17 protein-coding genes and 1 pseudogene are annotated in these 20,642 nt (G+C 64.8%); 7 read left to right on the top strand and 11 right to left on the bottom strand.

What is annotated here, in order from left to right:
- Nucleotides 1-53 precede the first annotated feature (53 nt).
- The 3 genes from LQV16_RS02190 (at nt 54) to LQV16_RS02175 (ending at nt 5,368) form a co-directional block, all read left to right on the top strand.
- Entirely contained in the window at nt 54-1,040 is a 987-nt protein-coding gene (locus LQV16_RS02190) for an AsnC family transcriptional regulator (protein ID WP_229992302.1), read from the top strand.
- 929 nt (nt 1,041-1,969) lie between these two features.
- Complete coding sequence (locus LQV16_RS02185) at nt 1,970-3,313, top strand: wax ester/triacylglycerol synthase domain-containing protein (RefSeq protein ID WP_229992301.1); 1,344 nt, start codon at nt 1,970-1,972, stop codon at nt 3,311-3,313.
- Between the two features lie 879 nt (nt 3,314-4,192).
- Nucleotides 4,193-5,368, top strand: a complete 1,176-nt coding sequence (locus LQV16_RS02175; RefSeq protein ID WP_229992299.1) for a glutamate--cysteine ligase — start codon at nt 4,193-4,195, stop codon at nt 5,366-5,368.
- A gap of 151 nt (nt 5,369-5,519) precedes the next feature.
- On the opposite strand, the gene LQV16_RS02170 is transcribed toward LQV16_RS02175, so the two are convergent.
- From LQV16_RS02170 to LQV16_RS02135, 8 genes and pseudogenes are all read right to left on the bottom strand, one after another.
- Nucleotides 5,520-6,401 (bottom strand): response regulator transcription factor, encoded by an 882-nt coding sequence (locus LQV16_RS02170; RefSeq protein ID WP_229992298.1) that lies wholly within the window; start codon nt 6,399-6,401, stop codon nt 5,520-5,522.
- A 286-nt stretch (nt 6,402-6,687) separates the two neighbouring features.
- The gene (locus LQV16_RS02165) at nt 6,688-7,470 is read right to left on the bottom strand and encodes an SRPBCC domain-containing protein (RefSeq protein ID WP_229992297.1); all 783 of its coding nucleotides are present in this window, start codon (nt 7,468-7,470) and stop codon (nt 6,688-6,690) included.
- Nucleotides 7,471-7,621: 151 nt separating this feature from the next.
- Nucleotides 7,622-8,008 carry a PLD nuclease N-terminal domain-containing protein gene (locus LQV16_RS02160; RefSeq protein WP_229992296.1) on the bottom strand — a complete coding sequence of 129 codons (387 nt, stop codon included), beginning with the start codon at nt 8,006-8,008 and terminating at the stop codon, nt 7,622-7,624.
- Nucleotides 8,009-8,104: 96 nt separating this feature from the next.
- A complete protein-coding gene (locus tag LQV16_RS02155; RefSeq protein ID WP_229992295.1) occupies nt 8,105-8,551 on the bottom strand; it encodes a hypothetical protein in 447 nt (148 codons plus the stop codon).
- Nucleotides 8,552-8,931: 380 nt separating this feature from the next.
- Nucleotides 8,932-9,090, bottom strand: coding sequence for a hypothetical protein (locus LQV16_RS02150; protein WP_229992294.1), 159 nt, complete (start codon nt 9,088-9,090; stop codon nt 8,932-8,934).
- Nucleotides 9,091-9,110: 20 nt separating this feature from the next.
- Nucleotides 9,111-9,386 (bottom strand): hypothetical protein, encoded by a 276-nt coding sequence (locus LQV16_RS02145; protein ID WP_229992293.1) that lies wholly within the window; start codon nt 9,384-9,386, stop codon nt 9,111-9,113.
- 167 nt (nt 9,387-9,553) lie between these two features.
- Nucleotides 9,554-9,715: pseudogene (locus LQV16_RS02140) on the bottom strand (IS110 family transposase); the annotation flags it as partial.
- A gap of 660 nt (nt 9,716-10,375) precedes the next feature.
- Nucleotides 10,376-11,074 carry a maleylpyruvate isomerase family mycothiol-dependent enzyme gene (locus LQV16_RS02135; protein WP_229992292.1) on the bottom strand — a complete coding sequence of 233 codons (699 nt, stop codon included), beginning with the start codon at nt 11,072-11,074 and terminating at the stop codon, nt 10,376-10,378.
- A gap of 308 nt (nt 11,075-11,382) precedes the next feature.
- Here LQV16_RS02135 and LQV16_RS02130 point away from each other — a divergent pair, with 308 nt between their 5' ends.
- The 4 genes from LQV16_RS02130 (at nt 11,383) to catC (ending at nt 15,242) form a co-directional block, all read left to right on the top strand.
- Nucleotides 11,383-12,768 carry an aromatic acid/H+ symport family MFS transporter gene (locus LQV16_RS02130; RefSeq protein ID WP_229992291.1) on the top strand — a complete coding sequence of 462 codons (1,386 nt, stop codon included), beginning with the start codon at nt 11,383-11,385 and terminating at the stop codon, nt 12,766-12,768.
- Between the two features lie 130 nt (nt 12,769-12,898).
- Nucleotides 12,899-13,801, top strand: a complete 903-nt coding sequence (locus tag LQV16_RS02125; protein ID WP_229992290.1) for a LysR substrate-binding domain-containing protein — start codon at nt 12,899-12,901, stop codon at nt 13,799-13,801.
- A gap of 33 nt (nt 13,802-13,834) precedes the next feature.
- Nucleotides 13,835-14,938, top strand: a complete 1,104-nt coding sequence (locus LQV16_RS02120; RefSeq protein ID WP_229992289.1) for an enolase C-terminal domain-like protein — start codon at nt 13,835-13,837, stop codon at nt 14,936-14,938.
- A 25-nt stretch (nt 14,939-14,963) separates the two neighbouring features.
- Nucleotides 14,964-15,242, top strand: coding sequence for a muconolactone Delta-isomerase (gene catC, locus LQV16_RS02115; protein ID WP_229992288.1), 279 nt, complete (start codon nt 14,964-14,966; stop codon nt 15,240-15,242).
- Between the two features lie 39 nt (nt 15,243-15,281).
- Here the strand turns inward: catC and LQV16_RS02110 are convergent, their stop codons facing one another.
- From LQV16_RS02110 to benC, 3 genes are read right to left on the bottom strand one after another with little or no spacing between them, the layout of a single operon-like run.
- Complete coding sequence (locus LQV16_RS02110) at nt 15,282-18,113, bottom strand: LuxR family transcriptional regulator (protein ID WP_229992287.1); 2,832 nt, start codon at nt 18,111-18,113, stop codon at nt 15,282-15,284.
- 59 nt (nt 18,114-18,172) lie between these two features.
- Nucleotides 18,173-19,000 carry a 1,6-dihydroxycyclohexa-2,4-diene-1-carboxylate dehydrogenase gene (locus tag LQV16_RS02105; protein WP_229992286.1) on the bottom strand — a complete coding sequence of 276 codons (828 nt, stop codon included), beginning with the start codon at nt 18,998-19,000 and terminating at the stop codon, nt 18,173-18,175.
- Nucleotides 19,000-20,637 (bottom strand): benzoate 1,2-dioxygenase electron transfer component BenC, encoded by a 1,638-nt coding sequence (gene benC, locus LQV16_RS02100; protein ID WP_229992285.1) that lies wholly within the window; start codon nt 20,635-20,637, stop codon nt 19,000-19,002. Before benC ends, LQV16_RS02105 begins: the two co-directional genes overlap by 1 nt.
- Nucleotides 20,638-20,642: the final 5 nt, after the last annotated feature.

The following is a 20,642-nucleotide window of genomic DNA, read 5'->3' as shown; positions in this document are numbered from 1 at the left end:
GGCGCCGCCTTTCGGTGTCGTAGCCTTCGCAGTAACAGGACAGGAGCCGGGACGTGGAGGAGCTTGATGGGCTCGACCGGCAGATTGTGGCTGCGCTGGTGCGTAACGGCCGCGCCTCTTGGCGCCTGATCGCTGACGTTTTGGGACAGCAGGAACGCACTGTGGCGCGTCGCGGCAACAAGCTGCTGGAATCCGGTGTGGTGCGCACCAATTCCTTCATTAACCCGGCATCGGTCAGCTCGCGCTCCGCTTTCCTGCTGCGCGTGACGGCCGCCCCCCGGGAGCTTCGCCAGGTCTGCTCGTGGCTGGCTGCGCAGGACGAGTCGTCGTGGGTCAGTGCGCTGTCCGGCGCGAACGAGGCTGTGGCTGAGATGTTCATTTCCGCCGATGAACTTGGCGGGCTGCTCTACCGTCGCCTGGCGGAAGTGGCGGGTGTGGAATCCTTCACCATGACGCCGTTGCTGGAGTATTTCCGGACCCCCAGCGGCTGGACTCCGGCGATTCTGGACAATGAGCAGTATGCGGCGCTGCATCGCGACGAGGACGGCCAGCTGGCGGGGATCCGCAGCGGGCACCCGGTGGCGTCACTCGATGAAACGGGTCGGTCGCTCGCTGAACTGCTCCACCGCAACGGACGCGCCACCGCGGAAGAACTGGCATCCGAATTGTCGGTGTCCAAGGCAACAGTCAGCCGCAGGCTGGAAGCAATGACCAGTTCCGGTGCGCTGTTCATCAGGGCGGTGGTGGACCCGGCGGCGCTGGGGTTCCCCGTGGAAGCGCTGGTCACCATGACCCGTTCCGGCGCGGCGTCGGGCGGGCCGGGAAAGCATCTGGCCGGCCTGCCGGTGACCCGGTGGGCCGCGGCATCCGGCGAGGACGTGCTGGCGCAGGTGGCTGTGGCCACCCTGGATGACCTGCGCGTGCTGCTCGACGATCTCCGCGGGATGGAAGAAGTGACCGCTGTCCGGTCCTCCATTTACGCGGAGATCTTCAAACGCAGCACCGTGATGTACCGGGACGGGGTACCGGAGAAGCCGTAGGCATTCCCGTGACGAACTCGATGCTCGCGGCTTGCACATTTCACCGGCAGCCGCCCAAAAATTCGACCCCACCGGGCCGGTGACCTTAACCTTCCACGGAGCTTGGTCGGTGGAATCGGATCACTTCATAAGATCCGTTATCGGCGTTCCAAAATCCCCGGAAACGCGTGGGGTAAGAGACTATCTGGGGCCGTTTTTGGGGGGCCCGACGGCGCGTACTATCCGGAGCTGGTCACGGCTGAAGTTAAAGCACAGGGAAAACTTTGAGGTCATCTGCGGTGGTTCATCGGACCGATCACCCCGCCCTGGGAGGTAGTGGCCGGCCTTGTCTTGAACGGGCAAATGCGGATCGTCGGCCGGTCCACACCTCTGAAAACAGGGGGCCGCCCGCGAGCTGGCACGGTGGCTGCAATCTCCCAAGCCGTAAGCCCCAGGAGAACGTTCACCACGCGCCAAGCTCATGGTTGTCTGCAACCGAGGTGGACGGAGATCCGGAGCGCGCGCGAGCCAAAACTTGGAGAAGCCGGCTGCGCGGAACCTGCATCCGTCAGCAACGCTGGTGGCTGCAGACTGCTAGCAAGTGGGGACGTTCTGCCCTAGCGCCTAAGCCCCATAGACCCAACAGTGAGGTCATGACGACCAGGTGGGGTTGCAGGCTATGCCTGCTCCGCAAATTGTAGGTTGCAAGGGCAGGTGCCCCGCCTGCCAGCCTGTCTTGGCCTTGCCTCTGATGATGAGCGCCGCCTCCACCCTGCTCAGACCCGGCCGGCGCCTTGGTCGGGCAGGCTCCTGACGGGCATGCACACGTCCTTCACAGCGGCAAGGAATATGGGTCGTCGTTGCGGTATGTCAGGTGTCGGCGCGCCCCTCTGTTTTCTGCGCTCCAAGGAGTACAGGGAACCCCGAGACCCGTGTCCAGGAGACCGAAAATGACACCAAGACCACATGTCGACCGGGTGAGCGCCGAGGACATGATGTCTCTGGACGCGGACATCGGCTCAGCACCAATGCAAGTGGGGGCCATTCTCATGCTCAGCACGGAAGCCGGCGAAGACCCGGTTTCCCTTCTGGATACACTGGCGCTTCGGATCGGCGCTGTTCCCCGGCTGCGTCAACGACTGGTCACTGTCCCCTTCGGTTGCGGGCGTCCCATTTGGACAGATGATTCCGGCTTTGATCCGGCACATCATCTCGTCGTGATCGCCTGTCCGGCGCCCGGCGGCGAGGAAGCCGTGCTCAACATTGCAGCCGAAATGCTCGTCACCCCGTTGTCCCAAGACCGTCCGCTCTGGTCAGCCAAGCTCATTACCGGCGTAAGCCAGGACCGCACAGCGCTTGTTTTCATTTTTCATCATGTCCTCACCGATGGAATTGGAGGCCTCGCCGTCCTGGAGGCCCTGGCAGCCACGGAAGAAGACGGGTGGGGTGGCCGCCGGGAGCCAGAGATCCCAGGCTCGGCGCTGCACCTGGCCATTGACGCTGCAAGGAGCCGATTCAACGCACTGGCCCGACTGCCGGCCGCACTGCGGACCGCACTGCGGACCGCAGCCGCCGGAGCCTCCGAGCTGCGGCCGATGGGCAAGACCAGGGCTGCCCGCACTTCACTCAACCGCCCGACGGGTCCGCAACGGACGCTTGCCGTCCTCCACTGCGAGGTGGAAGAAGTCAAAACCGCCGCACACCTGCAGGGAGCGACAGTCAACGATCTCATCCTCGCCGCCGTCTCGACCGCCCTGCACCGCCTGATGCTGGGACGGGGCGAATATGTCGAAGAGTTCGTGATCTCCGTATTATTCTCGGCACGCCGCCACACATCAGTCACCTACCTGGGCAACCGTAGCGGAATAATCCCTGTACGCGTTCCCGCGGTCGGTCCGGCCAAGACACAGCTGGCGGCACTTGCCGCAACAATGAGGATTGCCAAGCAGCAGCCTCCCGGAGCCTCCGCTGCACTCATCGGCCCCATATCTCGGACCCTCGCCCGCCTTGGCGCCTACCGATTCTTCATAGACCACCAACACCTTGTCCATACCTTCGTCACGAATCTGCGGGGGCCCGAACATGCCTTGGTGATCGCGGGCAGGCCGGTAACCGGGATCATTCCGGTCGGAGCGATCAGCGGTAACGTAACGGTTGCGTTTGCAGTCCTCTCCTACGCCGGCGTGCTGACCATCACCACAATCGCCGACCCCGAGACATGCCCGGACCTGACAAGACTGCATGAGGAACTTGCCAGGGCCCTCCACGCTCTGACGGTGACTGGACCTCCATGAACTTCGACCCGAGAATTCCGCCCTCAATCAATTCGATTCAGGTCGATCCATTCTGCGAGAGCAGACGGTTTCCGTCGGCGTCGATCACGACGCAGTGGTGGTGGGCTTTGCCGGCGTCGATACCGGCCCACAATTTCGCCAAAACAGCCTCCAGTCTGTCGGATGGGTTAGGGCCCAGCAGATAACCGCGCCGTCGTGTCCTTATCCGGCGATCATGTCGCGTCTCTCAATCAGCGGTCGGGTCATCGCGGGGCGGCGGGCGGCCAATCCTACGGAGCCCTCACGACACGAGTCTTCCGGCCACAGCAACAAATTCATACCCGCCCCTCCCCCGGGCAGCACGACCCTACAACGGCCACGGAACCACCCGTCAACACCATAAGGACAGCAACCAAAAAACGTCGTAGACATAAAGGGCCAGGGATGGCCGGAGCCCTGCGACGGACAGCACTGGACCCAACAGCCGGCCGCGCCAGCGGACGCCCGAACGGGTGCGAGCCCTGTAAGCAGGCTCTGCCCAGCTCTTCCCAAGATCCACGCATACGACCCGGGGTGGGGGTTTTCAGTCTGTTCGTGTCCTCTGTCAGGACCCGCGGCCGGTGCGGAGGGACGCCCCTCCGGCAATCCCGCATCACTGCCCCGCCCGCGCTACGCGTCCCGTTCCCCGGAAGGTATGGGCGATGGGGCACGTGTGTCTGGATGACCGTCTTATAGGCTTTTCCTTCCGGCAGGCTGTTTTCGGGGATATTCTGGGGAAATCAGCAGCGCGAGCGGGCCGGTGATCATGGCTCGTTGAGGGGGCTGTATAGCTTCATTGGCAGCCGCCCTGCAGTGGCAGGGCTGGAGGCCTTCCGGTTAGGAGCTGCCTTGAATTCTTCAATGACGAGACCACCCAACCGTTCTGGCGGCGGGGTTCAAAGGACGTTCGGCGTCGAGGAGGAATTCCTGCTCGTCGATGCCGCGACGGGCCAGCCCGTACCCGCCGCGGAAGCGTGCTTGGCCAAGGCCCCGCAGCGCCCTGAACCCAGTGGCGGCCCATTCTTGGCTTTGGAGGTCCAGCAAGAGCAGCTTGAGGCCGTTGGCCCTGTCTGTTCCACGCTGCAGGAAGTGATTGCGGGCGTCCGAGAGGGCCGGCGGCTTGCCGATGAGGCGGCCCGTTCGGTGGGCGCACGAGCGGTCGCCGTGGCCACCAGTCCCGTCCCGGCCACTCCTACCCTCGTACCGCAGCCCCGTTTCCTGAGCATGGCAACACGGTTCGGTTTGACGCTCCGGGAGCAACTCACCTGCGGCTTCCATATTCATGTCCGTATCACCGACGGTGAGGAAGGAGTGGCAGTCCTGGACCGAATCCGCGTCTGGTTGCCCGTGCTGCTGGCGCTCAGCGCGAACTCCCCTTTCTGGCAGGGTGCCGACACCGGATACGCAAGCTTCCGCTACCAGGCTTGGACCCGCTGGCCGACCGCCGGGCCCTGCGAAAGGTTCGGATCGGAACGGGAATACCTCCGGTACGTGCAATCCCTGCTGACAACGGGCGTACTCCTCGACGAAGGCATGGTGTACTTCGACGCGCGCCTCTCCCGGAACCATCCGACGGTGGAGGTGCGCATTGCCGACGTGTGCATGGAGGCCTCACATGCGGCCGCGATTGCCGCGATGGTGCGGGGACTCGTTGAACGGGCCGCCCAGGAATGGCGCGCCGGGATTTCTGCGCCCCGCCTGTCCGCCGGTCAACTGCGCCTGGCGGCGTGGAAGGCAAGCCAATCAGGAGTCGACGACACCCTCCTGCACCCCCTGTTGAACATTCCATGCCCGGCCGGAGAAGCGGTCCAGGTCCTCCTCTCACATGTCCGGCCAGCCCTGGCCGACAGCGGGGACGAGGAGCAAGTGACCGCGGAAGTGGCCCGGATCCTGTCCTCCGGCACAGGTGCGCGCCGACAGCGCGAGATCATGATGAGCACCCAGAGCCTGCCCGCCGTGATGCTCGAGGCCGTCGGACACACCCACGGGACCGCCCCGGCCCCGCATCGCCGGTCCCGGCGCCTGCAAACTAGCTGACTGACCCGACAGTACAGCCACGACAGCGTTCGGTGGACGCCCTATTGGGTGCGGGCCCTGCGAGCATGCACCACCCTGGGCTCTCCCCGGGGAGATGGCGGGCTCACCAGCTTTACTGAGCCGGGAACGCCGTTCCCGGGATCCGGGGTTCTTAAGTCCGGCCGGGCAGCAGGTGGGGTCCCATCCGGTCGGTCCGGGTCGCGGTGAGTGCGTCGGTAAGCCGCCGGACGTCCCTTGCCCGCACTTCGTCTGTGGGTGGCACGGTGTAGGACTCGCTTGTGCAGGTCAGCAGCGCTGCCGTGACCTCCGCGATCAGAGCCGGGGATGGGCTAAACCGGTATCCGCCGTCGGCAGGGTCTTCAGAAGAATTCAGCGCCCTGGTGATGAACACGGCGGCCTGAGTCCTGCTCGCCATGCCGAGTTTCCTCGGAACGGTTGAGGTCAGATTCTTCACGGTCTTTTCCGCCAGCGACATCTCCTGGCTGATCTGGCGGTTGGTCAGCCCTCTCCCCAGTCGGATGGCGGTATTCATTTCCTGTCTCGTGAGGGTCAGGAGTCTCCTATCCAGGGACTGGGTTGCGGGCCCGACGAGCGGGGTCTGGAACCGGCCGCTGTACGCGGTGTGCCCGGCCAGGGCGCGGCGGATGAGCCTGAGCTGTTCGCTGCTGCCATCCTGTTTGGACAGGCACCCCCACGCGCCGGCCAGAATGGAGTTGATCAGCAAGGCTTCGTCGGCATCTCCGGTCATCAGCAGGCACCGGATGGTCGGGTCCGCCGCGGCGATGGCCCTGCACACGTCGGCACCGGAACCGTCGGGGAGGTCATCGTCAAGGATGACCAACTCCGGGCGGAGGGCAGGGATTCGCCGGAATGCTCGGTGCGCGGACCCTGATTCTCCGGCGATGCTGAGACCATCGGACTCCAGCAGATGGCGCAGGCCCCGTCTCACGACCTCGTGGTCGTCCAGCAGATATACGCCCCGGCCGGCCAAAGGGTGCCGCGGGTGGATTTTCGGTTCAGCCATCATCGCCATGAAGTTCCTTCGCATTTCAGGCACCGAAGGCGTGCTGGATGATGCCGTCCGGTCCCCATCCAGCGCGCATTCATGCGCACGCTGCCCGACAGACCCCAGAGTAAACCGATAGTGTCCACCCAACAAGAGCCCGCGGGGATGCATCCGTGGCATCTCTGAAGGTGTCCCGCAGACAACCGGTGTCGCAACCTCAGGCCGCCGCTAGAGGCCCGTCGCGAAGCATGGCCCAGAACACGCTCAGGCGGCGTCGGGCGCTCTTGTACGCTGCGCGCTGCTCCGATGGCGCTCATGACCCCGTGGTTCGAAGGTGTCGGCCGAGGATTTCAGCGCGTTTCCTGACAGCGCTAACGTAATCGATGAAAGCCTGCTGCGTGTCGGACACGAACTCCCACAGCAGCAGCCCGCAAAGCGGGCCAGTGAACTCTTCTTTTACGAGCAGGTGCGTCATGCCGCCCAGCGGTTCAAGCCTGAAGGTGCGCACCCCGGTGAGCAGGCCCAGAGGCAGGCCCTGGGTCCAGGTCATCACCTCGCCGGGCATCTGCTGGACGCGCAGCCGGAAGGTGCGCTCCCCTCCGATGTGAGTTCGGATTCTGATGGTGCCACCGTTGCGCAGCTCGCCCCGGATGCGCGTGATGCCGGATTCCCAGACGGTGAAGTTCCGTGCATCGGTGATGACGTGCCAGACAGTGGAGCTTCGGGCGTTGATCAATGTCTCAGCCTCGACGGAGCGCATGGACCTAGCTGGTCCCGCGCTTGGAGGGCGTCGGGTTATCGGCACATGGTTCGTCGACAACAGCCCGCAACCCGAGGCATTTGCAGCGGGACCGGCCCGCCGCTGCGACCATTCAGGCTGCGGCCGGCCCTCATGACCGATGGCGCCGGCCAGGCGCAGCGCCGGGTTCTGGACGCCCCTGACGCTGCAGCCCTCCGCCGCCGACAGGTCGTGCATCACCGGCACGACGTTCCTTGCTGATTCTTCGGACAACAGGTTCTCCCTTTCAAAACGGAAGTACGAGCCGGACACCAGCCCGGCTCCCAGCGCGCAGCCAGAGACCATTTGACGGTTCACGCCCCTCAGCCTCCGACCGCCGAATGGGACATCCAGCGACAGCCCGGGAGGTGTTGCGCTGAATGACACCGAACTCCAAGCGAGGACTAAAACAACGCTGCGTCCAGAGTCATTGCGTCTGCTGCCTCGCGGTACCGGGTCCCTGGCGCTCTCAGACCAGTGCTTTGCTCTTGATCCTTTCAAATTCGTCAGCGCTGATGGTTCCAGAGTCCCGAAGAGCCGTGGCTTTGGTGATCTCCTCGCTTAGACTGGTTGTCGCGACGCTGCGGATGTACGCATCCGAGGCTTCGCGGTGCGCCCGCGCCCGATCCATGGACCGCTCAGCCATGCCCTTACCCCGGGCAATGAGGTACACCAGCAGACCCAAGAAGGGCACGAAGGCCAGGAAGAGGATCCAGAGGGCTTTCCGCCAGCCACTCAGCTTGTCATCGCGGAACAGGTCGCCGATGACGGCGAACAACAACCAGAGGAAGGCGACGAATGCATACACGAAGAAGAACCACCAAAAAATATCCCAAAAGTTTTCCCAGAAACTCATGTCAACTTCCCTGCTTTCGATAGGAGCGATGTTGTAGGGGACAGCAGCCTGGGCAGACCGAGGCTGGCTGCAGGCCTGCCCGGAGGGTCCTTGAGGTCAGCATTTGGTCGCCGTCTGGAGGTCACTGACCGCGGCCTGGACGTTGGCGGCGTCGTCCCGCAGGGAGGCGGCCGCCTGGGTCAGGGTGGCGTCATTCGGGACGGCTCTGACGGCTGCGTCGAACTTGTTTTCGGCCGTTTTTACGGCGTCCATCTCGTCTTTGGCTACGTCCTGGCTGGCCTTGACCAGGTCGTCGTAGGTCTTCGCGACCTGTTCCCGTGCCGATTTGATCTGTTCTATCGTGGCACCAGGTTTAAGTGTCTGTTTGAAATTTGTCAGGGCTCCGGCGAAGGCGCTGGCAGCAGCGCATGCTTGTGAAACGTTCTTCTCGGCTCTGGCGCTGCTGACGCTGGTGCCGGGGGTGGAGGGGCTGCAGCCCGTGAGCAGTGCGATGGCTGCCCCGGCTGCGATCGATCCTGCAAGGATCGGGTGTGGTCTGGACACTGGAGGCCCCTTTCCGAAATGGATTGCGGCAGGGAACCCTGCCACCCGCAAGTCCGACCATTGTCTGCCCGTACCGCGGGTGTGGGCCTCATCCGGGGAAGGTGATGCGTAGTGCCAGCACCCGGAATCCCACGGCGCCCCGCCACGAAATGGCCGCCAACCGCGGGACCTCGTACCGACAGTTGGCTGCAGCAGCAGATCCCGGCCATTCTGGGCTGACCGTCCTTCAAACAGAACGGGGTGCTGGTCAGCCGGCCCGGCGCTACCCGGGGATCCGGCACTCCTCGGCCATGAGGTGCCAGGCCTTGCCGGTAGTGCTGACCGTGAGCGCGTACGTACCCGGATTCAGCGTGACGCCGGTCATCCCGGCACGCGCCTTGTCAGGGAAAGAACTGTAGGGCCGGCCCCTTCGCCGGTTGAAGGTAGACGCCGGTAGGCCCGGTATAGGCGTACTCGATGTGGAGCTTGCCGGTGACGGTCACGACGGGGCCCGCGGGTTTGGTGCCGGCGGCCTCCGCGACAGTGATCCACTCGTTCATCGGTGCCGGCGGCGCCGGGTTCAGCAGTCATTCATGGCAGTGACGGTGGCGGTGAGGGTCCCGGTGACAGGAGCCGCGATGGCGCAGAACACCGCACCCCCGAGGGCGGAGGCCAAGACGGTCGAAGCCATACGCAGGCCGCGGCGCAGGGAGTCGGTGCCGGCGGCCAACGGCATGGAAGCACCGTCAGCGGCGTATTCCTTGGTGATCCGGAACAGGTCAGAGAGCCACCAGATCCCAAACCCGCCGGGCGTCAGCAGGCCGGCGGAGGAAGGACCGGTCCGCGCCGGTGACACCCAGGAGCAATGCCAGCAGCCAGGCGGTGCGCATGGAGCGCATCAGCAGCAGCCCACCTTCGAAGAATGCCTATACTGCCCGTCGGGGGGCACATTCCGATTCTCGAACAGCCACGCGGGGATGCCCACGGTCTTTCGGCGCAAGTGGAACGCCGCAAGCGCCCTGATTAGGCGGCCATGGATGGCGCCCCGGCGGACACGCGGATGAAGGTGTTGCCGTCACGGAGCACGGCCCAAAGGACGTTCAGGCGGCGCCGGGCCACGGCAAGCATCGCCTGGATGTGAGATTTGCCGTCGGTGCGTTTGCGGTCGTAATAGGTCCGTGAGGCGGCAAGGACATGACGAGAGTTTCCCAGGAGTTCCGGCCGCCGACCGGGATGAACACGAGGATTTGATCTCCAAGTCGCAGCAAGTCATGCAGTTCCAAACGCTCCCAGCCATGAAGGTGTACCCAGCAACACCGCTGTCCACGTCAAAAGAAGGAGCCGCCAGACCGCAACGGCCACCAACAAAAATGGGCCCGCAGGGGCCCATAAGAGGAGATTTGTACACATTCAGAGGCTCACAAGCCCCTGAACAGTGAAAACACGTGCCCGAGGTGGGACTCGAACTGCATTCCAGCCCTTGCAAACACTGGGCTCCCGCGGAAACATGCGGAATCCGGGCCAGTCCGGCCCCAGTACGACTCGATCCGCAGCCCAAAGTGCGCACAATGTACACACGCCAAATTGCCCAGTTCAAGGGATTGCGGCCCCGCCCCCCAATCCGGGGTGCAGCTGTTCTGTATTCTGCGCCAGGAGCCGTCCGGAACGGAATTACGGTCAGCCGCAGCATCAGGCGCCTCTGCCGCGGCGGACAGAAGATCCGTCATCGGCGTTCAGGAACGACGTATGGCGCGGGTCACCGTCACGGGCTGCCTGCCTTCTATTTGCAGCACCGTGACATGAAGGCGCCGCGGTCGCTGGGATGAATTTGCCCAACTTCGCCGTTCACCAGGACGGCAGTGCCGGCACCGGGCCGTCCATTTCAACATGCTCGGCGTCCCCACGCGCCAACCACTGGAGCAAGCCCTCACGATCAGACACAACCCGCAGGGCGCCGTTGCCAATGACCCACTCGTCACGCTCTTCGGTCACCAGCGTCATTCCCGGGGCGCCCTTAGCCCGCAAGGACCGCACCACAGCTTCGAGGGCATTCAAGAGCGAATCCGGGTCCGCCTCCTCGATGGTCCAAGCGGTGCCGAGGTCCTGGTGATGCACCACCACCTCGGCAATTCGAAGCGCCACGATGGATGTGGCGGGGAGGCCCTTGCCGTTCACCTGGACTTCCGGGGCCGCGAGGTCCCCGCCCAGCCGCTGGGCCTGTTCGGCAAAGTTTCGGGCAGACTCCCGGAGTTCCCCAATGAGCTCCTGACGGGGAAGGGCGGCGACGGCCGAGATCGCTTGCGAGCGGGCTTCGCGTGATGCATATAGGGGCCGCTCCTCGCCGGAGGCAGCCCATTCGATGAGGTTTACCAGTGCCCGGCCGCTCGAAGCAACGTGGGCGATGACATCGGCCCGTGTCCACCCCTCGCACAGTGAGGCGACGGTCATCTCATCGTCGGACAGGGAATCGACGGTGGCCAAGAACATCTCGGTTTCCCTGCCCAGGCGGGACAGGTCCGAGTGCAGGCGTGCGGCGTTGATCATCCTGCCAGCCTATCCGCGGGCCCGGGGCCGAACCACTCTTAGGTGCCTGCTGGTCGATATCCAGATCATATGGATTGAGACGGCACCTTCGCTGCCCGATGCTCCCCTGACGCCTTGCACCGCGGGGAACCACATATGTGGCGCTTTGATACTTCAGGAATATGAATCCCACCCGGGCAGGAACCCGGGTATTTGCCGTATATGGCTCACGTCACACCTCTGTAAGGCTGGGAAGCAGCTGGAGGACGGCCGCCTCGTCCTCCCGAGGCACAGCCCCTCCACATACTGTCCAGAGAGGACTTGGGATCATGACACAACCACAAACCGTTATCGCCGAAAATCCGCGAAAGGAGGCCCGCACGGCCAACTGGGTGGCATTGATCATCTGCACCGCCCTCGTGTTCGACGGTTACGATCTCGTCGTTTACGGCACAGTGCTACCCGGGTTGCTCGCGGACCCCAGCCAAATCGGGTCGTTTGATGCAGCCGCAGCCGGCCTTCTCGGTTCATGGGCCCTCATCGGAGTACTCGTGGGCTCGCTCACCTGCGGCGCCGTGGGCGACTTTTTCGGCCGGCGCCGGCTGATGCTCCTGGGCATCGCCTGGTTCTCCCTCGGAATGTTCGTTACGGCGCTGGCCACCACCGTCCCTGCCTTCGGTGCCATGCGCTTCGTCACCGGACTTGGCCTGGGAGTGGTCATTGCCACTGCCGGCGCCACCATGGCGGAGTTCGCACCCGCGGGACGGCGGCAGTTCTACAACGCAGTTGTGTACTCAGGCGTCCCAGCCGGCGGTGTGCTGGCTTCCGTCCTGGGCATCCTGTTCCTTGACAGCACCGGCTGGCGTGGGCTCTTCATCATCGGCTCCCTGCCGCTCGTCATTCTCCTGCCTCTTGCCTGGCGCAAGCTGCCGGAATCACCGCGGTGGTTGCTCGCCCGGGGCCGTGAACAGGAAGCCGTGGCCGCTGCAGAGCGCACCGGCGTTCCGCTCATCGAGGAGCGGGAAATCTTGCAGGCCGGAGCGGCGCCGCAGAAGTCAGGCTTTGCAGCCGTCTTCTCCCGTCAGTTCGCGGTGGCATCCATCCTGCTGGGCCTGATGTCCTTCTCAGGCCTCCTGCTGACCTATGGACTCAACACGTGGCTGCCGAAAATCATGGAGGGATACGGCTACGGACGGACGTACGCCCTGTTTTTCCCGCTGGCACTGAATCTCGGAGCCGTGGCGGGCGGATTGCTCGCCTCCCGTCTGGCGGACAGGAGCGGTCCCCAGCGCATCATCGCCGCCACATTCGGGCTAGCCACCATCTCCCTGGCGCTCATGACCTTCAGCTTTCCGCTGCCGCTGCTTTTTGCCTTCATCGCTTTGGCCGGCGTAGGCACCCTGGGCACCCAGGTACTGGTGTACGGGTTCCAGTCCAACTATTTCACCACCAATGCCCGGGCAGCCGGTGTCGCGTGGTGTGCCAGCGTGGGGCGGTTGGGCGGGGTGCTCGGGCCGATCATCGGCGGCTGGCTGGCTGCTGCCGGAATCGGCGGATCCACTGCTTTTTACATCTACGGGGCTGTTGCACTGGTCGGCGCCGTAGTCACTGTCCTGGTCCCCCGTCAGCGCAAGCTGGAGGAGGCGGAGCACAAAGTCGAGCAGATCGCGGAAGGCCTTACCGAGAAAGCCCTTTCCGCTGCCCGGCTTGAGTAGCCGGCGCGGATTTGCCCGGCCCAATTCTGTCAGCAAAATGTACTAGTGGAGCCATTTGTGGTTATTCTATGAATAAATCATCGGCTCTGGGCAGCACGCACGGACCTGACCGGGCGAAGGGCGGCACCGTATGGAAATCCGGCAGTTGAACTACTTCATTGCGGTCGCGGAGGAGCGTCACTTCGGCCGGGCGGCGAAGCGGTTGCACATGGCCCAGCCGCCTCTGTCCCAGCAGATCCGCCAGTTGGAAGAGCAGTTGGGAGCCCGATTGCTTAACCGCACCACCCGCCGGGTTGACCTCACAGCGGCGGGCCAACTCCTGCTGGACCGCGGACGGCAGATCGTCAACGACGTCGAAACGCTCCGGGCCGACGTCTATCAGGTGGGCAAAGGCGCCACCGGGGTGCTTCGCGTGGGTTTCTCGGGCTCAGCCACGTACGGCCTCATGCCCCAGATCGCCCGCCTTGCCAAACAAGTCATGCCGGGCCTGTCCCTTGCCCTGAACGGCGAAATGCTCACGCCCTCCATGGAGGCGGGGCTGCGGGACGGAACCCTGGACGCCGCGTTGCTGCGCCCGCCCGTCGCATCACAGGAGATCGACTACCGCGTCGTGACCCAGGAACCGCTCGTCGTCGCGATCCCGTCGTTCAGCGCCCTTGCCGTGGATCGGACCGTGGCAATGCACGAACTGCAGGACCAGGACTTTATCGCCTACGCGCCCGAATCCGTGCTCTACCGCACCACCTCAGACCTCTGCCGTCAGGCGGGCTTCCAACCCCGCATCACCCAAGTGGTCGGCGAGACGTCCACCATGCTCGCCTTCGTGGCCGCCGGGGGCGGTGTGGCAGTCATGCCGGCCAGCGTGCGGGCCTTCCAGCTCGAAGGCGTCGCTTACCGCGAGATCGAAAACGTCCCACCGGTGGAACTCGCTGTGGCCTGGATGCGCGGACACCCCTCGGCCCTCTTACAGAACTTCCTGGACGTTGTAGATACGGCAACTGCCGTACCCCCGGCGCCAGCCCCCGGCCGCTAGCCCGTTTCCCCTTGATGAAAGGCTTCCCCAGTCATGAAGATCGCAGCCATTGAGGCCATTCCCTATTCGATCCCGTATCTCCATCCACTGCACTTCGCCTCCGGTTCCGTGCATGAGGCGGACCATGTACTCATCAGGGTTCGCACGGACGATGGCGTGGTGGGCACCGCCGACACCCCGCCGCGTCCCTACACCTACGGTGAAACGCAGAAGTCCGTCGTTGCGGTTGTGGAGGATATTTTTACTCCCCAGCTGATCGGCGTGGACATTTTTGATCGCGAGAAGATCCAGATGATCCTGCACCGGACCGTCCACAACCAGACAGCCAAGGGTGCTGTGGACATAGCGGTGTGGGACGTGATCGGCAAGACGCTCGGACAGCCTGTGACTAAGCTGCTGGGCGGGTATTCCGACTCGCTGCGGGTCTCCCACATGCTCGGCTTCAAGCCCGCACAGGAGTTGCTGGCCTTGGCCCTGGAATTCCGTGAGACCCATGGCATCAACACGTTCAAGCTCAAGACCGGCCGCCGTCCGCTTCACCTCGACATCGAAGCCGCCCTGGTCCTGCGGGAGGGCCTTGGCGACGACGCCGAACTCTACATGGACGCAAACCGCGGCTGGTCCGCCAACGAGGCCGCCGAGGTACTGCGGCGGACCGCGGACCTGGGCCTGCAGTTCCTTGAGGAACCCGACGATGCCCGCGAAGTCCTGGGCAGGCGCCGCCTGGTGGAAAACTCCCCCATCCCCATCGCCGCGGACGAATCCGCCGCCAACCTTGGTGAGGCCGCACGGGAAATCCTGACCGGCGGCGCGAACCTCCTGGCGGTGAAAACGGCCCGATCCGGTTTTACGGAGGCCGCCAAGATCGTCGGGATGGCGGAGGGTATGGGCATCGACGTCTACATTGGCAACCAGATCGACACCCAGGTCGGCACGGTCGCCTCAGTGGTCTTCGGTGCCGCATTTGCCCACACAGCCAAGCGCGCAGCGGAACTATCCAACTACCTGGACATGACCGACGACCTGTTGGCCGAACCGCTGGAGATCACCGGCGGGCGCATCCACGTGCCTGAAGGCCCGGGCGTGGGGACCGCCGTTGACGAGGACAAGCTCGCGCACTACCGCACTGACCGCTAGCCATACCTTCCACCGAGAGGACACCATGAAGTACCTGGTCCACATGGACGTCAAACTTCCCGCCGATCTGCCCGCCGCTGAGGCCGCCGAGGTCAAGTCCAAGGAGAAGGCCTACTCGCAGCAGCTGCAGCGCTCCGGCAAGTGGCCGGAAATCTGGCGCGTCGTGGGGGAATATGCCAACTACTCGATTTTCGACGTTGATTCGAACGACGAGCTCCATGAGATCCTGCAGAACCTGCCGCTGTTCTCCTACATGGACATCTCGGTAGTTCCCCTCGCCAAGCACCCTTCCGACGTCAAGTAGCACCGGCGGCAGCGGCCTAAGCGCCGGCCGTGTTCCGGGTCAATCCTTGGCCCGGAACACGGCCGCGAGTTCGCTGCGGGAGCGGATCCCCATTTTCCGGTAAAGCCGAGTCAGGTGGTACTGCACCGTCTTCTCCGCAAGGAACAGGGCCCGGGCCGCCTCCTTGTTGGTGGCCCCACCCGCCACCAGCTCGGCCACTGCCCGCTCTTGGGCGGTGAGCTGGGCGTGGTGGTCACTGACGGCAGTCAGCACGGGGTCGGCCGGGTCGGGCAGGTTGCCGACGTCGAGGCCCGTCGCCTTGAGCTCCCGGTCGCACCGCTCCACATAGGTGGCTGCCCCCAGGGAGTCGTACAGGTCACGGGCCGCACGCAGCACCGAAGATGCGAGGCGCCGCTTGCCGGCCCGGCGCATGCTTTGCCCGAATGCAAAACTGATCCGCGCGCGCAGATACGGCCGGTTAAGCCCCCGGAGGTGTCCCAGGGCCGCCTCGAAGTGTTCCCTGGCCGTCTCAGGATCCCCCTGTGCAGCCAGGAGCCGGCCCCTCGCCCACGCCATCCGCGCCGAGTCGGAGGGAACGTCCCGCTGGCGCGGCACGCGCTCGAAAGCCGTGAGGAACGACTCGGCGGCGTCGAGCTGGTCGGTCATGACCAAGGCGTTGACGTACGAATCCTGCCACGGCCAGAAAGACACGCGTTCCTCGGTCCACGGGTCCAGCTCCGTCAGTGGCTGCAGCACAGCCAGGGCGCTTTCGTAGTCCGCCCTCGCCTCATGGAACCGGGCCCGGGCGAGGCTCGCCGGAACCTGCATGGCACGGTAAGTGCCCGGTTGCACCGCGGCCTGGGAGACGTAGTAGCGGGCACGGTCCCAGTCGCCCCGCATGGACCAGAGCTCGGCCGCGGTCCAGTACAGCAGCGGGCGTATCAGTGGCATCCGAGATGTCTCGAGGCGCACGGAAGCACGCGTGATGGTGGCTGCGGCCGCATCCCAGTTGCCGAGGACGAGGTGGGTACGGGCTAGCCAGGCCTCCGCCCACAGGGAAATCCGCAGCGATCCGCCGCGATACTCGGTGGGAGCGGCGGACTCGAAATTCACCAGTGCCGATTCAGCGTTGTCGAGCCGCAGCGCCAGCCAGCCAGCACCCATCTGGACCCGCTGCTTCTGGGCGTTCTCGGCAGCATGGGCAAATGCCCGCTGGTAGGAGGCCTCCGCTTCTGCCGGCCTTCCCTGGGCATACAGGCCCAGGCCGTAGATCGCTTCTGATTCAACATGGGCGGGGGTTCCCGGCGCCGTGAGGGCCATGGCGCGCTCCGCCCACCCGGTAATCAGCGGACCGTCCCAGGAAGCCACCCCGTGCAGGACGAAACGCTGCGCCACCTGCGCTGCGGCGGCAGGTTCGCGCTCCGGGTTGCTGGTACGCCATGCCATCTCCAGCTGGGTTTGCGCGCTGTCGTTCTGGCCTGACACCGTAGACAGGTAGCCCAGCACCGAGGAGCGCAGCGGCGAGGAGGGCAGGGCGTCCACCGCACCGGCCCACATCTGCGCCCGTGCGATGTCGCCCGACCCTACGAGGGCATCGACGGCCCTCAGGAGCCTGTCGTTGCGGGAGCGGATGTCCAAGGAGAGCCGGGACGCGGAGAACAGCGCCGTTGAGGCGTCCTGCCATGCGCCCACCGTGGCCTGGCGGCGCGCAAACTCCTCCAGCTCTTCGGCCAGGGCCTCGTCTGGACCGGGTGTGGCCGAGACGCGGTGGCCCAACTGTTCACCCTCAGGCTGAACAGCCTCGGCGGCCAGCCGGTGAAGCGCGATGCGCCGGCTGGGAAGGATCTGTTCGTAGATGGCCTCAGCCGTGCCGGGGTCATGGAATACGACGGCGGAACTCGCCTGGTCAACGGACAGCCGCAGCAGCCCGGCGCGGTGTCCTTCGTCGAGGACCTCCATGAGGGAATCCACCCCGCTGACCCGGGAGAGCTCGGCCAAGCCGGCGCTGCGCCCAAGCACGGACGCAGCCTCCGCAATGGAGATCAGCCCGGGGGACGCGGCGTCCAGGATACTGCGCACCCTGGCCCTGATGCGGGAGGTCGGAGGCAGGGTCGGAAACCACGCCTGCCAGGTCTCCGCCGGCAGTTCCTGCAGCAGCTCCACGATCAGTTGCGGAAGCCCTTCCGTGTGCCGGACCAGCCCATGGGCCGCAGTCGCGCTGAGGTCTATACCGAACAGGCGCCGGGCGAGGTCCTGGACCTGCTGCGGGGAAAGCGGCTCCAGCGGAATCCGCACCACTTGGTGGCCGGTGAGGAAGTCGAGCACGCCTGCGGGGACACGCGCAGCGTCAACCAGGTTGAGTGTCAGCAGGAACAGGACCCTTTTTCCGTGCAGCCGGCGCATGACGAACGTGAGGATGCGCAAGCTCTCCACGTCAAGTTTATTGACGTCGTCGACGGCGACAACCACACTGCCGTGGGACTGCAGTCCTTCAAGGTGGGTGCTGAGGGTCGCGGCATAGTTGACCACTTGGGCCGCCGTGAGCGCTGCGACAGGGGCAGCGGCCAGGGCCGGGCCGCCGTCGTAATCCTTTGCCGAGCGCAGCGGCAAGGTGAGCATGAGCTGGGAGTAACCGGCGAGGGCAAACTGTGCCTCCCATTCATCCCCCATGGCGGACAGCACCCGGACTCCACGGGCCACAGTGCGGCAGTGCTCCAGGAAGTACTCCAGCACGGCAGTTTTCCCGGACCCGGAAGGGCCGGTAAGAACAACGGTGCCCACTTTGCCCTTGCGGACCGTGCGGAGGATTTCCAACAGCTCCGCGACGACCTCGGCGCGCCCCACAAGCGGTAGGTCCTCTGCCATATTCCCCTGGCTGGAGCCTGCCGTCATAGCCGCAAGTCTACCGCGGCGGGCGGCGTGGCTTTGGCGGCGGGCATCCAGCCAGACACTTAGCCCAGGTCCCCGCCGGCGACTGGAAGGATGCTCCCGGTCAAGTAGGACGCTTCATCCGATCCAAGGAACACAATGGGCGCGGCCTGTTCATCCAGGGTGCCGTAGCGCTTCATGAAGGAGGACTCCATGGTTTGGTCGACGATCACCTGGTACCAGGCCTTCTCCGTAGCGGATTCGGTCTGCGGCCCCCGCATGACCTTGCGGGGCGGAGCCTCGGTGCCGCCTGGAGCGGTGGCGACCACGCGGATGCCGCGCCCGGCGACTTCCATCGCCAATGACTGGGTCAGGGCATTGACCCCGCCCTTCGCCGCCGCATACGGGACGCGGTGCAGCCCGCGGGTGGCCACGGAGGAAACGTTGACAATGGTACCCGAGCCCTGTTGCAGCATGGACGGAAGCACGGCCCGGCAGGTCCAAAGGGTAGGGAACAGCGAACGCCGGACCTCCTTCTCGATCTTGTCCTCGTCGTACTCTTCGTAGGGGCGGGCCCAGATGGTGCCGCCGACGTTGTTCACTAGCACGTCGACCCGGCCGTGGGCGGCAAGCGCCGCCTCGACGGCCTGCTGCGCTCCAGAGAAGGTCTCGAGATCAACGGTCACCGAGGTGGCCGAGCCTCCGGAACCGGAATCTTGGGCCGCTGCCACGATCCCCCGCGCCACGTCGTGGACCACGTCGGCCCGATCTACCAGGACGACGTTGCCGCCCTCGGCAGCAATGCGCTGGGCGACCTTCTGGCCGATGCCCTGGCCCGCTCCTGTCACCATGGCCACCTTGCCAGCGTACCGGCCCGGGGTAAGGAACTGTCCCGCGTACGGTGCTGCCATTAGTGGGCCACTTTGGCGTCGATGGCCCCGGCCATGGTTTCCTTGGCGTCACGCGCATGGGCCGTGATGACTTCCCGCACCCGCTCCCTGTCCTGGCGCTCGAACGCCTCGACAATCTCGAGGTGATCCTGCGTAACCCGCTCGAAGATCGGGGTTCCCGCCTCGAACGCAGCCGCCATCTGCGCGTGGACGTCAAGCCGGCGGTAGGACTCCAGCAGCATCGGGTTGTCGCAGATCATAAAGAGGTATTCGTGGAACTCCTCATTGGTCCGCGCGAACTCCTCCGGCTCCTGGATGGTGCCCCCGGCGACGGAGCGTTTGGTGGCCTCGGCGAGGCGCCGGAACTGTCGCAGCTGCTCTTCGCTGAGGCGGCCCAGCAGCAGCTCGCTCACGGCCAGCTCCAGGCCCATGCGGGCGTCCAGCTGTGCGAAGCTGTCCTCCTTGCGGAAATCCAGCCGGCCCGTCTCAAGCGACGAGACTGCCTCGCCACGGCTCATCCTGTCGCCTTCTGCCGCGATCTTTGCGGCGTCCGCAGGCGCCCCTGTCTCAGCGTCGCCGCCGGTGGTTTCCTTCGGGGCGAACCGCTCGAAGTAGAAGTTGGCGGGCTTGATGCCCTCGGCGTCCAGCCACTTCGAAACAGCATTGACCATCGGAGGCGGACCGCATAGGTAGATGTCAACATCACCGTCGTTGAGGTGGGCGGGCGCGATGATCTGTGTGACGTATCCCGTGTGCGGTGCAGACGTCCCCGGCTCGGAGGCAATGTAGTCCCAAGTAAAGCCGGGGAGCTTCGCCTCGTATTCCCGCAGCCAATCCAGGCCCACAATGTCTGCCTCGCGGGTCAGGCCGTAAATCAGATGGACAGGGGTGGACGGTGGGTTCTCGGAGAGTTTCTCAAGGATTGACAGCAACGGGGCCAGGCCGGTGCCGCCTGCCAGGAGCAGCAAGGGCCGTTTGGGCTCGCGCAGGAAGAACGAGCCGTAGGGACCCGAAAATTCGATGGTGTCACCCACGGCTGCCCTGTCCCGCAGGTATTCCGACATGGCACCTTGCGGCGTCACCCGCACCATGAACGCAGCGTCCTGCACCTCTGGGCCGCTACTGAAGGAATAGGAGCGCTCCGCATCGGTTCCGAGGACCTTGAGGTTGACGTACTGGCCCGGGAGGAAGGCCAGGGCGTCCCGGTTTTCGACCTCCAGGGTGAAGGAAACAGTGGTTTCCGAGTGCCTGTTCAGTTCCTTCACGGTGGAAGTGAATGTGCTGGCGGCCGTTTTGGCGGATTCCGAGGTGGCGGGGATCTGGATGGCCAGGTCGGATTCCGGCACCGCCTGGCATGTGAGCATGTACCCCTTGTCGAGCTCTTCCTCCGTCATGGCGTCGTCAATGTAGTCTCCCGGATCAAAGGAGCCGGAATCGCAAAAGGCCTTGCAGGTGCCGCAGGCACCGTCCCGACAGTCTGATGGAATGTTGATGCGTGCCTTGTATGCTGCATCCATCACTGTCTCGTAGTCGCCGACCTTGATGACTTTAGTGACGCCGTCCTCGAAGCTGAGGGCTACCTTGTGGCCCATGATTTCCTCCTGGCTGTGGGTCGCGTCGTCGCGGCCCGGGAATGTGCGGATCTGCCCGGTGGGCACGGATT

The organism is Arthrobacter sp. Bi26 (genome assembly GCF_918697925.1).
In the GTDB taxonomy this organism is placed as follows: Bacteria; Actinomycetota; Actinomycetes; order Actinomycetales; family Micrococcaceae; genus Arthrobacter.
The sequence above is the reverse complement of the archived record's forward strand: the minus strand, read 5'-3'. Positions and strand labels throughout refer to the sequence as shown.

Coding starts and splice junctions, on each gene's coding strand:
- LQV16_RS02125 (WP_229992290.1), top strand. CDS start 12,899: ATGGAAATCCGGCAGTTGAACTACTTCATTGCGGTCGCGGAGGAGCGT.
- LQV16_RS02120 (WP_229992289.1), top strand. CDS start 13,835: ATGAAGATCGCAGCCATTGAGGCCATTCCCTATTCGATCCCGTATCTC.
- catC (WP_229992288.1), top strand. CDS start 14,964: ATGAAGTACCTGGTCCACATGGACGTCAAACTTCCCGCCGATCTGCCC.
- LQV16_RS02170 (WP_229992298.1), bottom strand. CDS start 6,401: ATGGCGATGATGGCTGAACCGAAAATCCACCCGCGGCACCCTTTGGCC.
- LQV16_RS02175 (WP_229992299.1), top strand. CDS start 4,193: ATGACGAGACCACCCAACCGTTCTGGCGGCGGGGTTCAAAGGACGTTC.
- LQV16_RS02105 (WP_229992286.1), bottom strand. CDS start 19,000: ATGGCAGCACCGTACGCGGGACAGTTCCTTACCCCGGGCCGGTACGCT.
- LQV16_RS02135 (WP_229992292.1), bottom strand. CDS start 11,074: ATGATCAACGCCGCACGCCTGCACTCGGACCTGTCCCGCCTGGGCAGG.
- LQV16_RS02150 (WP_229992294.1), bottom strand. CDS start 9,090: ATGAACGAGTGGATCACTGTCGCGGAGGCCGCCGGCACCAAACCCGCG.
- LQV16_RS02185 (WP_229992301.1), top strand. CDS start 1,970: ATGACACCAAGACCACATGTCGACCGGGTGAGCGCCGAGGACATGATG.
- LQV16_RS02130 (WP_229992291.1), top strand. CDS start 11,383: ATGACACAACCACAAACCGTTATCGCCGAAAATCCGCGAAAGGAGGCC.
- LQV16_RS02160 (WP_229992296.1), bottom strand. CDS start 8,008: ATGAGTTTCTGGGAAAACTTTTGGGATATTTTTTGGTGGTTCTTCTTC.
- LQV16_RS02110 (WP_229992287.1), bottom strand. CDS start 18,113: ATGACGGCAGGCTCCAGCCAGGGGAATATGGCAGAGGACCTACCGCTT.